Raw genomic sequence first — 1,116 nt, 5'->3', positions numbered from 1 at the left:
AACGTCGCCCGTGCCGATATGTCCCCGACCGAAGAAGCCGACGCCGCCCGCAAGGTGGTCTCCGCCTGTGAAGGCGACCACGCCGAAGCCTGCAAGGTGCTGGGCTGGTCGCGGAAGAAGCTGGATTCCCGTCTGCTGCTGCTCAACTGCACCGACGCGGTGAAGGATGCGCTGTCGAGGGGCGAGATCAAGAACGGCCACGCTGAACTGCTGTCCTCGCTGCCCACGGCGGTTCAGGACAACTCGCTGCCGAAGATTGTGAACGATGGCGTGAGCGTCCAGATGCTCCGCGAGCGGATCGGTGGCTACGCCCTGGAACTGGAATCCGCGGTTTTCGACCGCACCGAGTGCATGACCTGCCCGCACAACTCCAGCACGCAGGCGGGGCTGTTCGAGGAGCACATCGGGGAGGGTCGCTGCACGCTGCCGTCCTGCTTCAACGAGAAAACCGAGGCGGCGATGCAGGCCCGCAAGGCGGATCTGGCGGAACAGTACAACACCGTGCGTCTGGACACCGAGGTCGAGCCGGGTACTCATACCATTCTGCTCGTCCGCGACGTGGGCGAAGTGCAGATGGCCGCGTGCAAGGGCTGCGCGAGCTTCGGCGCGATCCTCTCCACCGACCCCGACCGCATGGGTCGCGTCACCGAAGACGTGTGCTTTGACCTCAAGTGCCACAAGCAGAAGGTTGAAGCCCATGCCGAAGCGCAGAAACAGGTGGATGCGACCCCGACCGGCGAAGGCGAGGACAACGAAACCGCTGTTGCAGGGGAGACCCCGACCGCCTCGGAGAACGTGGGCCACGACGCCCCGGCTCCCGCCAGTACCGGCGCAAAGCAGGCTTCGTCGGGTGTGGGCCAGGCCCCGTCTCAGGCGGTCAAGGCCCAGCCGCGCAAGGTCATCGAGACGGTGCAGAAGATTCGCCGTGAGGTCGCCGCCAAGCGGGTTCAGGACGACCCGATTCTGCGTCGCGCCATGCTGATCGCGTCGCTGCTTCCGAAGCTGCAGGTGCCGGAGGACGCCAGCGACACGCTGAGTCACGTCACTGCCCGGGAAACAACGGCAGGCAGGATCGCCGCACTGGCGGCGCTCGATCAAACGACGCTGGATCACCTG

1 protein-coding gene is annotated in these 1,116 nt (G+C 65.8%); it reads left to right on the top strand.

The window, feature by feature from the left end; translation table 11 throughout:
- The coding region (locus F573_RS14580; protein WP_019023122.1) for a PRTRC system ParB family protein at positions 1–1,116 on the top strand (1,116 nt) is incomplete at both ends.

The sequence above is a fragment of the Thioalkalivibrio sp. ALE23 genome (assembly GCF_000378545.1).
GTDB lineage: Bacteria > Pseudomonadota > Gammaproteobacteria > Ectothiorhodospirales > Ectothiorhodospiraceae > Thioalkalivibrio.
This window is presented reverse-complemented; position numbering and strand designations above follow the sequence as displayed.